This window comes from Bifidobacterium hapali (assembly GCF_002259755.1).
Lineage (GTDB): Bacteria > Actinomycetota > Actinomycetes > Actinomycetales > Bifidobacteriaceae > Bifidobacterium > Bifidobacterium hapali.
In genome coordinates this window covers 1-15,073 of the sequence record NZ_MWWY01000012.1, presented here as the reverse complement: position 1 = coordinate 15,073, position 15,073 = coordinate 1, and the positions used below count along the sequence as shown (strand labels likewise).

General features: G+C 54.7%; 9 protein-coding genes. 3 read left to right on the top strand and 6 right to left on the bottom strand.

The genetic code is table 11. From position 1 onward, the window contains the following. A partial coding sequence (locus tag BHAP_RS02785) for a transposase (RefSeq protein ID WP_143248717.1) occupies positions 1–569 on the top strand: 569 nt, incomplete at its 5' end. An 84-nt stretch (positions 570–653) separates the two neighbouring features. On the opposite strand, the gene BHAP_RS02780 is transcribed toward BHAP_RS02785, so the two are convergent. Next, complete coding sequence (locus BHAP_RS02780) at positions 654–1,220, bottom strand: hypothetical protein (protein ID WP_094729287.1); 567 nt, start codon at positions 1,218–1,220, stop codon at positions 654–656. 248 nt (positions 1,221–1,468) lie between these two features. Between BHAP_RS02780 and BHAP_RS02775 the strand changes: the two genes are divergently transcribed. Beyond that, positions 1,469–2,440, top strand: coding sequence for an endonuclease domain-containing protein (locus BHAP_RS02775; protein ID WP_244569273.1), 972 nt, complete (start codon positions 1,469–1,471; stop codon positions 2,438–2,440). Positions 2,441–4,095: 1,655 nt separating this feature from the next. Here the strand turns inward: BHAP_RS02775 and BHAP_RS02770 are convergent. The 5 genes from BHAP_RS02770 to BHAP_RS02755 form a co-directional block, all read right to left on the bottom strand. Beyond that, positions 4,096–4,803: a hypothetical protein gene (locus BHAP_RS02770; protein ID WP_094729286.1), complete on the bottom strand. Its 708-nt coding sequence runs from the start codon at positions 4,801–4,803 to the stop codon at positions 4,096–4,098. Positions 4,804–4,890: 87 nt separating this feature from the next. Then, on the bottom strand, positions 4,891–5,313 hold the full coding sequence (locus tag BHAP_RS11835; protein ID WP_275542094.1) for a SpaA isopeptide-forming pilin-related protein: 423 nt from the start codon (positions 5,311–5,313) through the stop codon (positions 4,891–4,893). Positions 5,314–5,322: 9 nt separating this feature from the next. Beyond that, positions 5,323–6,483 (bottom strand): isopeptide-forming domain-containing fimbrial protein, encoded by a 1,161-nt coding sequence (locus tag BHAP_RS02765; protein WP_244569271.1) that lies wholly within the window; start codon positions 6,481–6,483, stop codon positions 5,323–5,325. A gap of 201 nt (positions 6,484–6,684) precedes the next feature. Continuing rightward, on the bottom strand, positions 6,685–10,398 hold the full coding sequence (locus tag BHAP_RS02760; protein WP_094729285.1) for a SpaA isopeptide-forming pilin-related protein: 3,714 nt from the start codon (positions 10,396–10,398) through the stop codon (positions 6,685–6,687). 992 nt (positions 10,399–11,390) lie between these two features. Next, the gene (locus BHAP_RS02755) at positions 11,391–14,141 is read right to left on the bottom strand and encodes a polyribonucleotide nucleotidyltransferase (RefSeq protein WP_094729284.1); all 2,751 of its coding nucleotides are present in this window, start codon (positions 14,139–14,141) and stop codon (positions 11,391–11,393) included. Positions 14,142–14,674: 533 nt separating this feature from the next. Here BHAP_RS02755 and BHAP_RS02750 point away from each other — a divergent pair. Then, positions 14,675–15,073: transposase-like zinc-binding domain-containing protein (locus BHAP_RS02750; protein ID WP_420807704.1), on the top strand; the 399-nt coding region annotated here is incomplete at its 3' end.

Here is a 15,073-nt window from a genome sequence, read left to right as displayed (position 1 = left end):
GTGCCGAACGCATCATCGACGACATGTTCAAGGCCATCGGTGAACAGACCGTTACCGTACCCGGCACCGACATGGCCGAGACCATCATCCCCTCGATCGCCCGCGACATCAAACAGATCAAGGACCGGCGCCGCAACCTCGCCTCGCAGGTCGAGGAGCTCCTCAACGATCACCCTCTTCTCACGGTCCTGACGTCGATGCCCGGGATAGGCGCCAGGACCGCAAGCAACATCCTCCTCGCAATCGGCGGGAACATCTCGAACTTCAAAAACGCGGCCCACCTCGCCGCGTACGCCGGCATCGCGCCCATCACCAGCCAATCCGGCACCAGCATCAAAGGCGAACACCCCGCCCGGGGCGGCAACAAACGCCTCAAGAACGCACTATGGCAGTCTGCGTTTGTCGCCTCCACTAAACACCCGCCATCCATCGCCTACTACAAACGCAAACGAGGACAAGGCAAACACCACAACGCCGCCATCATCTGCCTCGCCCGACGCCGCTGCGACGTGATCTACAGCATGCTCAAGAACGGCACCCTCTACCAGGAACAAACCCTCGCCGCCTGAACAAAACACAAACACCGGCTACGGCAACGAATCGCCAAGGCCAAAGCGAAGCACGCCCACCACAACCAACCAGAATGCGACACGTCAACCCCTCACACGGTTGACAAAAACATAGGAACACCCCCCCGGCACAAAATCTTCACGATCAGATTGCGCGATCATTGACGCAAACTCTGCCGTCACATGCGCTTCAGTCACCGTCGATCGTCGTCGCAGTACAGCCTCCAACTGTGCAATATGATGACGCATCATATCTGCTTGCTGTTCCAGTTCATCAATATGACGCGACTGTTGCCGCAACAATACGTCAGTCATCGACTGACTAACGCGACTCGCAGGCCCCTCAGACTTCGGCAACGGTACGAACATCCGCTGCGATAATTCAGGCGACGACTCGTCATGCTCAGATTCATCAGCGTAACGAATCTTCCAGCGCGCGACGCAACGTTCCACGCGCTTGTAACCGATCAACGCAGGATCAAGTCCAGCCTCACGAAACAGTTTCGCAGGCGACGCACCATGCAGATATCGGCGCGCACAATCACGCTTGAACTGCTCCGTGTACGTGATTCTGCCGTTGGTCACACGACTCACCGCCGGCAGCGAATTCAGGTAGGCAACCTCTTCTTGCGTGAACGCTGAATTGCCCATTCACACCACCTCTTCACTACACTGCTGCATCAGCGCGCATCAATACTGTGCAAACGTCAGGCTTTTGCAATACTTCAGCAATGTAGCCGCATTCCCCCGTACTCGCATCCCCCGAAACATACCTTATATTGGGGTCGATCGGGGGTAATTTACGGTAAGTTGCGGTGGCGTCGAGTTATCCACAACAGGTTATCCACATTTTTTCAAAATCGTCAGCGAGCGCTGCGCAAAATCGCTACAGTTACGGTATGTACGACACTGAAGTCACGACTACACATGTATCGCCCGCCTCGCAGGCTATGACTGCTGCGACTGCGCCCGCGAGATCGCTGCACGAGGATCTCGCGCAAACGCGCGAGCAGATTACACAGCAATGCACGGCTGAAGCGAAACGCATCGGACATAAACTGCTGTTTGGTCTGACTACGTCCCTTGCGCTGCAATCCGTTCCAATTCCGGCCGATTGTGCGATTGACGCTACGCGACTGCACACAGTATCGAGTACGCATACGAAACGCATACGAAGCGCGACATCGATACTGCAACCGCACGTATGGAAGCATGTTGACAGTGCGTCAATAGTGCGTATTAATCCGTACGTGTACGCGCTCAATCTCTTTCAGACGTGGGCACAGATGTCTGCGTCGCTGTCGTTCGCGTCGCTCATTATTCTCGGCGATTCGATCATTACTGCTATTGCGCGGCAACCGGCGCTTGCGCAGAAACGATCGGCATCTCAAGTGCGCGATGATCTGATTGCGTTTGTTCATGACACGCCTCGATTCAAAGGGAAAGTAGCGTGTAGGCGCGCTGCAATGATTACTGCGATCAACGTTGACTCGCCGAAGGAGAGCGAATGCCGACTTTCGCTACTGCGGCATGGGATTGCGGGGGTTGAAACCGGTTACATCGTGCCGAATGCGCGGTTTACTTCCGGCGCGCCGATGACGCTTGACATGGCGTGGCCCGAATGGAAGGTCGCGCTCGAATACGACGGCGATCAGCATCGTACCGACAAGAAACAGTGGCGACGCGATCAAGAAAAACGCGAGCATTTGCGCAGTCGCGGGTGGATCGTGGTCACTGCAACCGGCGGTAACCTCGCCGATGAGCAGTCACGGGCAGAACTCGCGTTTTGCGTTGCACGGCATCTTGCGCAGCGCGGGGCGCAGTTTGCTTTTCATGTGATTGCGCAGCCGATTGAACAGGCGTGGGGGTGAGGGGTTTGTTTTTGTGGCGGGGCAGGTGATGGTGCTGGCGCTGGCGCGCTTGGGATTTTTATGTTCAGGCGGGCAGCGTTATGCCTTGTGACATGAGGCGCGTTAAGTGTTTTGTTATAACGGGACGACGAGGCTAGGGTGCGCTGCTGGTAGTGCTGATGCTGGTACTGATGCGCTTGGGATTCTTGTGTTCATTTATATTCAGCAGTAGTGGATTGCGTTATGCCTTGTGGCATGAGGCGTTAGACGTTTGTTTCTATAACGAGACGATGAGATTAAGGCGCACTGGTGCTGGCGATAGTGCGTGACTTGTTAAGTGTTCAGGTGGAACGCATTATGCCTTATGACACGAGGTGTTAGGCATTTGTTTCTATAACGGGACAACGAGGCTAAAGTGCACTGGTGCTGGCGATAGTGCGTGACTTGTTAAGTGTTCAGGTGGAATGCATTATTATGCTCTGCGACACGAAGCGTCAGGCATTTGTTTTGGAGAGTTCCCGTGGTTTTGTCCACTTGGGTGAGTGTTGTTGTGATGGGCTTGGCAGGTTTGTGCCGCTGCGGCCGGTGTTTGTGGTTCAGACGAGGTTTGTTCTTGATAGAGAGGGTATAGATTACATTGCGCGCTTTGTTGCGCATGCGCTTTGGGGGCTTTTTGCGTTATGCGCTGCACTCGCTTACGCTCTTCTATGCTCGACTATATGCTCTTGGTCTTCCCTCTGCCACATAACCTTGTTGTAGCGCTATAAATCGGTTGTGTGTACAAAATTCTTGCCACACAACTGATTTTTCGGCGATTTTTGCGTTGTGTGGCAACACGGCGTGCCACACAAGCTCGTTATAGCGGTAAAACACAGTTACGTGGCAAACGCCGATTCGGCAAAACCGCAGAAAACCGCCATTCTTAAAAATAGCCCTATTGCGGCCTTCAACACCGCCGTGCCACACAACGCGAAAATCGCCATTTTTCACGTTGTGTGGCACGAATTGATACCCCCTACCACCAGCTATTGGGAGGGCATGGAACTTCTGCGATGTTATGCATATCAGAGTGGCGGAAATCTCTCACTGAGCATTGTTCAGTGAGAGATTTCCGCCACTCATATCAACCTCGTGAGCAATAAAAAGAAGAAACTCGGCGGGGAGCGCCGCCGGGTGGTCAACATACGCACGCATAGCGTGTCCATAATTGTGGAACGAGCTGTCGAACGAAGCGGTCTCATATCGCGGCTCCCCTTGTCAGGGGAGCCGACTCGACGAAGCGAGACTGAGGGGTAGTACGCCCCTTGAACATTCCGAAAGTGTAGCTACCCCCTCAGGCCGCTTCGCGGCCGGCTCATCCTGCAATAAGAGACGCGCTACGCGCACGTTATACTGGCTCGCATGTCGGCTCGCACGTTGCCTACAAACAGTTCACTGAACTGTTTGTAGGCAACGTCCTTCAAGGGAGCCATGAAAACAACAATTCCGCTAGGCTGACATCTCATCCTGCATCTATGGACGCGCGATGCGTGCATTTCATTGGCTCGCCTTTGAAACGATGACGCAAAATCGAGGCTCCCCTTTGTCAGGACATTTCCGTGGGCGATACGTCACACAGCTTGAACAATGTGGATTGTGGATATGTAATAATTTCAGTATTCTTGAATACTTTGGTCTCAGGATTGATGAGGCTCATTGCTACTTTCACCTACATGAGAAGTGTCAGAAGTTGCCTTTGTGGTTGAATCTGACACAGAAGAGCCACCATTATCTTGCGAGGAGTCCCGCGACTGGGTGCTACTCTCATTCAAATTCGCTGCCTGTGCGTCAGGCGTTGCTGATTTGCTCAATATTGCCGACTTATGAATTTTTGATTGACGAATATGAACAATGAAAGCCGCAATTAGTACGACCGCAATTATCGCTACAAGACCAAGGCTCCACAAACCAAAAGGGAAGGACAGAACTGCCGCGCCCGATACTGCTGACATAGATGGTACAAATGCGTCCAAGGCACTTTTTGTCGGCTTTTTGTTCTCTCTGTCGTTCACAGTCGCCCACCAAATAGCTTTCACCGCATTCGCAGCAGTCGCTTCAACAGCGAACAAACCCGTGATCGCTTCAGACGTCCAGAAAACACCTTCCCATTTATGATCCAAAAGCCAAAACAAGGTAACAAGAACAGCTCCTACACCGAGACCGCACCAGATACCTTTCCACTCGGCAGCTTGTTCAGTAGCCTGCTTGGCAGCCTGTTGTCCAGCAGCATGCTCCGCAACCTGCTCGTCAGCCTGCTCGGTCGCCTTTGAGGTAGTTTGCTCAGCAACTTGCTCAGCATCCTGTCCTAATTGATTCTTTTTCTGATCCGGACCATTATTCGTCATGACAAACCTCTTTACATCCGATAGAACCATATACAACAAAGGTCGATCCCACAGGGACCGACCTTTGTATAGCATCACCGCTTCAGATCAGGCGCGGAGGGCGCGGTTGGTGGAGCGGGACTTGGTGTAGACGGTGACGGCAGCGCCTGCAAGCAGGATGCCGAGAACCGTAAACAGAGCAGTGCCAGCAGCACCAGTCAGCGGGAGCTGGGTGATGGACTTGACGTTCTTCACGGTCTTGGTGGTGTTGTCCACTAGATTCCAGGTGTCGGAGCCAAAAGTCACGGTGCCATCGTCGGCGATGGTCACAGTGAAGGTCGGCTTGACATTGGTCAAATAACCGTCGGCCACCGCAGTCTCAGTGACGGTATAGGTGCCAGCGGATAGACCACCGAACGACACCTTTCCGTCTGCACCCGAGATGACATCGTTATACTGGTACGTCTTGTCGGTGGAAAGATGACCGGTCTGCTTATCAGCAACGGACAAAGTGAACTTTGCCCCCTGGATCGGCTGCTCTTACGCATTGACCTTGGTAAAGTCGAAGCTGAAGATCTTGGTCTTCGGCTCGGTACCAGGGATAGTGGTGCCGTTGTTGTCGACCAGCTTGTTCCAAACTTCGTGGTACGTGGCACCCTGAGCCTGCTCGGCATCCTTGGTGACGGTCGCGTTGTAAGTGACGGTGATCGTCTTGCCGGCGTACAGGGACGGATTAGTGATCGTTACGACGAACTTGTTTGTACCATCCCCCTTACCGTCAGTGAGCGAGGATGACTCCACCCCGTAAGCGGTGCTGTCAAGTTGAGTAGTATCAGCCGTCACCTTGAGGCTGGTGAAATCAACGGTCAAGCCCTTCGACGGCACATCGTTGAACGCGAGGGTATACCCATCCGGAACCGGGTCCGGAATCGCATAAGACAGTGTGTAGGCGATGGTCTGACCGACGTACGCGTCGGTCGCGTTCGCAGACTTCTTCTGATTCTCGGACTTGGTGTTCTTCAGATCAACTTGGGCGCCTCCAGCAAGCGCCAACTTACCGTCGGTAACAGTACCGGAGCCGACGATCATCGGCACGGCCTTGGACATCGTGCTGGTGGATGCTGCAGTGTCAAGGAACAGGTAAAGGCCCTGCGGCAGGGTTGTCGTGCTCGTCCAGCCGTTCTTATCGTCACCAGTTGCGGTATTAAACGTCGGATTCGAGCTCACTGCCGGGAACGCATTGTTCGCAAGCAATGCGTCGGCAAACTTGCGAGTCACCGACGGCGACTGCCACGGGCGGTTCTGGGACCAGTCGAACGTCACCTGCGTGACCTTGCCTTGATTGTCCTTGACTTCTTTCTGGTTCATAGCCCACGCCATGAGATCAGTCGTATCGTCTGTCGGCACGTTTTGGAAACCAGCTTTGGTCAGCGCATTACGCAGCTTCGTGCGATCAACACCGGCAACGGTCTTTACACCGTACACAGGGTTGGTCTCCGTTCCGTAGTTCACATAGTCGACCAGTTTGTACGCGGTCAGTTTCGCATTGTCGAACTGCTCTTTCGACTCAGCCTTGAACGTGAACGTGGCATTATCTGTCACCGTCGTTTCAGCCGCGTTGGCGGTGGCGGCGCCTAGGGCTAGGCCGCCGAGCAGGGTTGCCGCTGCAGCGACACCTGCGAAGAATTTTCTCATGTTCATGAGAAGCCTCTCTTCCATTTCTGCTTGTTTATTGGTTATTGCTGTTCTGCAATCGCGGAGGCAGGAACCGTTACCGGCTTCCGCGATCCGCAAATCTTGTTGTCGGGGCGAACCCCGTGGTTCCCGTCCAGCTGCGAGCGTCGGATTCTCTGGTCGAGAGTCCGGCGCAATCAGCCGGACAGGTGGGACGAGTGAACTCGATTAGAAGGTCAAATTCTTGCGTTTGCGATATTCGTAGGTCGCAGCCAGTGCGAGCGCAGCCGCGATCGCGAAGATACTGCCACCGATCAGCCAGTCACGCGCCGACGCATCGCCGCCAGTCAACGGCAACGACGACACCGCGATGAAACGGTTTGTGAACACGATCTCGCCGGACTGAGTGTCAGAAGTATTGCCATCCGGAGCGGAAATTACGGTGTTGCCTTCCTTCACAGTCGCAACGCATCGAGTTTCACAACCCGTAACTTCGATCGTGATCGTGTGCGTAGTATCGTCGTATTTCCAACCGGATACCGGATTTGCCGTATCTTCCTTAAGCGTGAACGTGTACGTACCGTTCTTGGTGAACGTGAGTTCGGGGAGGGGATTCGCAGAAGGTTGGTTGTCTTTGACGCCAACCAGCTGCCGATTTGTCCCGCCCTGCTCGATCTTGCCGGATGTAGACGCGGAAACCGTGCCGTTCGTCACGAGTTCAGTAGTTGTGGTCGTACCGTTTTCAGTCGTTGGATACGTGACTTTGCCTTCGTTATCCGTGCGCGTCAGCGTGAACGAGAAATTCTGATCCTTGTTATCTGCGGTTTTGCCCGGCCAATCCGCACCTTCAACCTGCTTGTAGAACGAAAGCTGCACTTTAACGCTTGTGGTTTCGTCGCCCACGCGAATGATGGTCGAGCCAGTCAACAGTGGCGTCGCATCCGTGAGCAATGCGGTCAGATTGGTCGGCCTCATCGTGACGTCGGCATAGCCGTCCTCCACAGAGAATGTCGTATTGTCCAGAGTCTGCGGGTCCTTCGCGTTGCCGTTCTCATCCACTGAGAAATAGCCATACTTCAACAGCGGAGTATCGGCAGTCTTGCCATATCCATACTGGAACTTAATACGTGGATCCGCGTCGGTCGGAGTATTCCACGTAATCGAGCCGTCTTGTGCGGTTGAACCAGTCTGCAACGTACCCGTGATGTACTGCAACGGATCGTCACCGCCATCGCCGGCCCACTGGGTCATCGTGCGTACTAGCGTACCTAGACCTTCGTTCACTGAAACGTTGTCTTTAGCACCGGGATTGACTTGTGTCATCGACGTGATGTTTCCGTCAGCATCCTTCACTGCTGTGTACGCGGTCGCATCCGCATGTACGCCCTTATCAGTCACGACCACCTTCACCCAGTGATCGTTCAGCACATACCCACTCGGCGCAGTCTTTTCGTGGACCCAGTAAGTCTTGCCGGTTTCCAGCACAGCGGTATCTGCACTCGACGGGAAACTCACCGCATCAGTCAAGCCGAGACGGCCATCCGCTACTTTCTGATCGGTGGTTTGCTGTGTTGAATACACCTCGTCTTTAGGCTTGCCTGTGCTGTCGTCTTCGTACAGCTCGAACGTGGCAGGATTATCCGTCGTACCGTTGTTGGCAATCGGATTGCCATCCGCATCCGTCTTCTGCACCACCAAAATGTTGCGAATATTCGGTACTTCGATCACACTGGCGTATTGGCGATCGTAACCTTCGCTATCCAGCCGATACATGCCAGACGTATCTGTACTGTCCGCATTCTGTATCGCACTGTTCGGAATGTAAAAATATCCGATTGAATAATTCACATCAGCCTTGGTCGGATCAGTTACCGCATAGTAGTATTCACCGACCTCGCCTGGCAGATCATGCACGTCGGCCGACCATTGTCCGTTCTCATTCTTAACAAACGCGTTATAATCCACTCCATGCTGCACGTAGTTCTGCTGCGCAGCTTTAAGCACGCCGGCGAATCCAGTGCCTTGTTCAGACCAGCCGTTTTCAGCATTGCCTACGACCGCTTGCCAACAATTCACGCCTGTACTGCCCTCAGAACAGGTAGACGAATTGAATCGCATTGCAACTGCTACGATTCTGCCGCTGCTCAGCATATCGTCGGTGATCGTTTTCTTCTCAGTCTCGCTCTGTCGCTCGCCGGTGATCTTTGTAGCTGTGATTGTCGTCTGGACGCGAGGAACTGCAATGGCACCGGTCTCAAACTTGTTCACCGATGTTGCATACACATTGCCTTGCTTATCTTTTTGCAATCTCAAATGCATGTCGCCGGCTTTGCGATACCCGGTCGGCGCAGCCTTCTCTATGAGTACGTAATCGGGATGTACACCGTCAGCATATAGTTCGCTCAACGTGAGCAGTTTGTTGGTGTTGTCTTTGTTCTTAAACGTAAATTTGCCGTTTGCGTCGGTAGTACCGGTCGCAGACGAAGTTTCGTTGGTCTTTACACCGTTCTCATTGGCTTCATACAGCTCAAACGTCACATCCGGGATCGGATTGCCGACCTGATCGACCTTGAGCAACTCGTTCGCCGGATGATACACAAGGTTCGTTTCCAACTTCAGATTCGAGTTGCCGTTGCCTCGCTCAAGATAAAAGAAGTCGAGCGTATGTTCGGAACCGGAAGTGAAAGTAGCGTTGGTTAGACCAAGTGTGTCTTTGAGTGTCGTCGAACTATAGGTGCGCGGATTACTACCCGCGTTCGATGAGCCGTCGGCAACCGTCACATTACCAGTGCGGAAATTGATGCTCAAAGACAGGCGATCATGTAAGCCACCAACATCACCAACGAGCTTTCCATCGATGAACACCCACACATCGTCGTCACCAGTGAAGTTGAACACCATATCTTGACCGTTCACCTGACCACCCGATGGCTGGGTGAATGTGGTTGACATATGTAAGCCGAAATAGTGATTGAGGACCTGATCCGTTGACGTCAGAGTGCTTTGCGTGCCGTTATTGCTGTTGAACACCTGATCAGCAGTGTTGAACGGGAAAAATTGACCATCTGATTGATCAGCAACTGCTGTGCCAGCGTTGACCGCTGGAGCGTTGTACAGCGTGAACTTGTTAGTGGTGGTATCGATGCTCGCAAAATTTTGCTGACTATCGTAGGAGTAAATGCCGTTTGTACCTTGCTGCAATAGACCGGTGACATTTTGGTATGCAGCACAACCATTATCTGGCAAGCACTCCTGAGGATTGAACAGGTACGAGAGCGATTGTTGTTGGGTGGTGACATTCGTGTCAGTCTTACTGCGATTATTGTCCTCGCTTGTACCTTGACCTTGGTAATACTGGCCGGCATTAAGCATCGGATAGCCATTGCTCAACGTTTTATCGACCATGCCGGAGAACGGACCGCCTCGATTGTAGGCACTAGAGCCAGTCCATGCGTTCAAACTGCCGTTTTCCGCTAGCTTACCGCCTTCAGTACCGTAGCTTTTGCGCAGAAACTTGAGCTCATGACCGTTACTGTTAATGCCTTGCGTCAACGTGGCAGCAATATCGTCATTATCATCGCGATTATTCTGACCAGTTAGCCAGTAATCAAACAAGTCCATCGTGGTGTTTGACGGAGTAGCCCCAACTACCGTACCGACATTGGCCGCACGAGCTGCAGTGGTAGCTGGCGTATCAGCTGTTTTCGAACTCTCTTGCTGGGTATCGGACTGCGGTTCAGTCGACTCTCCGGCCTGCTTCGCTGTATTCTGAGAGATGCTCGTGCTGGATTGATCGGCGTCGCTGGTTCCGCTGTCAGTCGCATCATTGCCGAGGGCGAATGCTGTGCCGGAGATTGTCAGCGTAGCTATCATTGCCGCCGCCGATACCGCTGCGATAAACCGCGCAGATACGTTGTGCCACGGCTTCTTCCCGTTTACCATAAACTCTCACACTCCGTCCGCAAGAGGTACGTCTTGCCCACTCACTTTTCGGAACGTAGTAGAGAGTTAACGCTGATTCATCCCCCGTTCTCTTCCCCTATTGATAGTCAAGCCATACATGGTTGTATAAATCGTTGACGTTTCACGCTAAGCTGGCACACATATACCCCCTATTTATCGGGGAAATTGGTATGTGAGAAACGCCCGATACGCGGACGGTGGAGGATTGTAATAGGTCGCACATGCAAAACGCATGCAAAACGCGAACTTAGCCGGCGTTCGATGTCGCCATCGGATCGGCTTTCAACGGTGGCATGCACTACGATGCACTACGGCGTGCATTGCGTATACATTGCGCAAGATAATCAGTGCCACACAACTGATTTTTCGGCGATTTTTGCGTTATGTGGCAAGACAGCGCGCCACACAAGCTCCTTATAGCGGTAAAACGCGTTTACGTGGCAATGCTCGATTCGGCAAAACCGCGGAAATCCGCCATTCTTGAAAATAGCCCGATTACGGCCTTCAACACTGCCGTGCCACACAACGCGAAAATCGCCATTTTCCGCGTTGTGTGGCACGGATCAACACCCCCCTACCATCAGCTACTGGGAGGGCATGGAACTTCTGCGATGTTATGCATATCGGAGTGGCGGAAATCTCTCACTGAGCATTGTTCAGTGAGAGATTTCCGCCACTCATATCAACCTCGTGAGCAATAAAAAGAAGAAACTCGGTGGGGAGAGCCGCCGGTTGAGCAAACATACGCACGCGTAGCGTGTCCATAATTGCGGAACGAGCTGTCGTCGAAGACGACTGAGGGGTAGTCACACCACTGGAACGTTCCGAAGGTGTGACTACCCCTCAGTCAGCTACGCTGACAGCTCCCCTGACAAGGGGAGCCGAGATAAGGTACTTCGCGGTGCTGCCCTGGCAAGGGGAACGCAGTGAAGGAATTACTTCACTGCGGCCAAAGCGTGCGCGATTAGCGATTAGTCCTCGAACGGGTCGAAGTCGCGACGGACGCGGCGGCGCGGGCGCTCGTTGCGCTCAACGCGATCTGCATGGTACTCGTCGTAGTTCTCGTCAGTCGCGTAGCGCGGGTTGCGGTCGTCACGACGAGACGAACGACGCGGACGATCATCACGCTCGACACGCGGCGCGCGACGGTCGTCGCGATCATCGCGGGATGCACGACGATCGTCGCGATCGTCATAATCACGCTCAGAACGACGAGACGAACGACGCGGACGATCATCATAATCACGCTCGTCGCGATCAGAACGATCAGCACGATCGAAACCGCGATCACCACGATCATCGCGGTCATCATAATCACGCTCAGAACGACGAGACGAACGACGCGGACGATCATCATACTCGTCGTCATCACGGCGCGCGGAGCGACGCGGACGATCATCGTAATCGCGATCGGAACGACGATCATCACGACGAGACGAACGACGCGGACGATCATCACGCTCTGCACCGCGATCAGCAGCACCACGGTCGTCACGACGAGCGCCGCGGCCAGCATCCTGATCTTCAAAGCCCGGAATCGCAAGCGAAATCTTGCCACGATCGTCAACGCCCTGCACGACAACCTCGACAGTGTCGCCTTCCTTGAGCACATCCTCAACCGCGTCAATACGCTCGCCGTTCGCAAGGTTGCGAATCTGGGAAATATGCAACAGGCCGTCAGTGCCCGGAGTCAAGTTCACGAACGCACCGAACGACGTGGTCTTCACGACCTTGCCGTTGTACGTTTCGCCAGCCTGCGGCACGTGCGGGTTCGCGATCTGGTCGATGATAGCCTTCGCGTTCTCGGCAGCCTCACCGTTTTCAGAAGAAATGAACACCGTACCGTCATCTTCGATGGCGATTTCAGCGCCAGTATCTTCCTGAATCTGGTTGATATTCTTGCCCTTCGGACCAATAATCTCACCGATCTTGTCAACCGGAACAGACGTGGAGAGAATGCGCGGCGCGAACTCGCTCATCTCAGCCGGGCCGTCGATGCACTCGTTGATCAGGTCGAGAATCGTAGTGCGAGCTTCGTGCGCCTGCTGGAGAGCGCCGGCGAGAATATCAGCCGGAATGCCGTCAAGCTTCGTGTCAAGCTGCAGCGCGGTGATGAACTCAGCAGTACCAGCGACCTTGAAGTCCATGTCGCCAAACGCATCCTCAGCGCCCAGAATATCGGTCAGGGTCTTGTAAATGTGCTGACCATCCACGTCACCGGAGACGAGGCCCATTGCGATACCCGCAACCGGAGCCTTCAGCGGCACGCCCGCAGCGAGCAGCGACAAAGTCGACGCGCACACGGAACCCATCGACGTAGAACCGTTGGAACCAATCGCTTCGGAAACCTGACGAATAGCGTACGGGAACTCTTCGCGGCTCGGCAGTACCGGCACGAGTGCCTTCTCAGCGAGCGCACCGTGGCCGATTTCGCGGCGCTTCGGGGAGCCGACGCGGCCAGTTTCACCAGTGGAATACGGCGGCATCTCGTAGTTGTGCATGTAGCGCTTGTTCTGCGGACCGGACAGTGCGTCGATCTGCTGCTCCATCTTGAGCATACCGAGCGTGGTGATACCCAGAATCTGGGTTTCGCCGCGCTGGAAGAGCGCCGAACCGTGCACGCGCGGCACGATATCGACCTCAGCCGACAGCGTACGAATATCCTTCAGACCGCGGCCGTCGATGCGGTAATCCTCAGTCAGGATACGACGACGTACGATCTGACGCTGCAGTTCCTTGAACGCGTTGCCGAGTTCCTTATCCTTCTCAGCATCGTCGATATCGGTGAACTCGTTGGCGAGGATTGCGCGCACGTGCTCCTTGATCTCGTGAATACGATCCTGACGCGGCAGCTTCTCCGCGATCGACAGCGCTTCATTGAGGTCCGCGTGAGCGATCTCGTCGATACGATTGTACAGATCCTCGGTGTACTCCGGGAAGAGCGGGAATTCCTTGGTTGCCTTCGCAGCCTTAGCCTTGAGCTCGTTCTGCGCGTCGCAAATAACCTTGATGAACGGCTTAGCAGCCTCAAGACCCTGCGCAACAACAGTCTCGTCCGGCTTGGTTTGACCCTCATCATAAATCAGGTGCCAAGCGTTCTTGCCAGCGCCAGCTTCGATCATAGCGATCGCAACGTCACCGTTTTCAATCACACGACCAGCGACCACGATCTCGAAGACTGCATGTTCACGCTCGCTCCAACGCGGGAACGCAACCCACTGGCCGTCAATCAGTGCCAGACGGACGCCGGAAACTGGACCAGAGAACGGCAGACCGGAGATCATCGTGGATGCGGAAGCCGCGTTCAGTGCGATGACGTCGTACGCATCGTCCGGGTTGATCGACAGCACAGTCTCAACAACCTGAACTTCGTTACGCAGCGTGTGCGGGAACAGCGGACGCAGCGGACGGTCAATAATACGGCAAGCGAGAATCGCCTCGCTCGACGGGCGACCTTCGCGGCGGAAGAACGAGCCCGGAATCTTACCCGCGGCGTACATCTTCTCTTCAACATCGACGGTCAGCGGGAAGAAGTCGTAATTCTCCTTCGGGCTGGAACCAGCGGTGGTGGTGGACAGAATCATCGAATCGTCATCCAGATACGCAGCCACCGCGCCATCAGCCTGCTGCGCGAGACGACCCGTCTCAAATCGCAGTGTGCGCTTACCGAATGAACCATTATCAATAACAGCCTCAACGGCTTTAATTTCGGGACCCTCCATAGGGTTCCTCCTTTTGTTGTGTTCTCTTATTCCTACAGTTACCTGCTGCTTTTAGCTGGATTCTTGCAAACTTCCAGCCAAGCCATTCCTCTGTGATGCGCTCCGTATTAGGCGCATGTGTTGCGAACGAGGACGATCACTCCCCGCGATCGTCAACTGCTCGCGCGGACATACCTAGCCGCGCGGTTCCTCCGTCAGATTCCAGACTCAATAATATTGTGCGTTTCACCCTCAGACAGACGCGCCGGATATACGAATTAAACGAATCACGCGTATGTAGTTGTGACCCGGCCGCGTCAACTCGATACCATGCTCGTGCTCGAGACGCGCTCAAGACCACGCAAAAGCGGGGTTATAGGCCAAAATGTGTGTCTGTTTTGGCTCGCTTTCCTTTGTGGCAGTGGGCGTTTCCCCTGTTCGAGTTGTATGGGCGGGGAACTTGAAGTCGGCCAGAATGTGTGTCCGGAACAGGCTGTGAGGCCTTTCGGGACAACGGTTGAGCGGCTTTCGAGTTGGCGTGGCAGATTGGGTGGATGAACACACCCAGTTGCGCCGTGTGCGGCGAGCCGATGAAACGGAACGGAAGAACAAGCTCGGGGCGGGTCAGGTGGCGGTGCCGGGACGCCGGCTGCGGGAGCTCGCGCACCCAGTCGCGCGACAACAGGGCCCGTGACCTGCGGTGCGGACTGGACTGGCTGTTTTCCAAACGGTCGCAGGCCGAGCACGACCTGCCCTCCCGCACGCTGCGCCGCCGGTGCGAGCTGATGTGGGGCCTGTGGCCGCCGGTGCCCCTGGTGGACGAGGTGCATCACGTGGTGCATGTGGACGGCATTCACCTGCACCGCGACGCCGTGGTGCTGATCGCCATCGCCGACGGGCACGTGATCGGCTGGCACATCGCCAAAAGCGAACGGTCGGCGGCGTGGCAGAGC